Source organism: Priestia sp. 53B2, assembly GCF_056099005.1.
In genome coordinates this window covers 1-255 of sequence record NZ_JBLZXA010000087.1, presented here as the reverse complement: position 1 = coordinate 255, position 255 = coordinate 1, and the positions used below count along the sequence as shown (strand labels likewise).

1 rRNA gene is annotated in these 255 nt (G+C 54.1%); it reads left to right on the top strand.

Annotated features, from left to right (window positions below):
* Positions 1-255 (top strand): 16S ribosomal RNA (locus tag ACN6NE_RS31245); the annotation flags it as partial.

Genomic DNA, 255 nt, shown 5'->3' with positions numbered 1-255 from the left:
CCCAGACTCCTACGGGAGGCAGCAGTAGGGAATCTTCCGCAATGGACGAAAGTCTGACGGAGCAACGCCGCGTGAGTGATGAAGGCTTTCGGGTCGTAAAACTCTGTTGTTAGGGAAGAACAAGTACAAGAGTAACTGCTTGTACCTTGACGGTACCTAACCAGAAAGCCACGGCTAACTACGTGCCAGCAGCCGCGGTAATACGTAGGTGGCAAGCGTTATCCGGAATTATTGGGCGTAAAGCGCGCGCAGGCG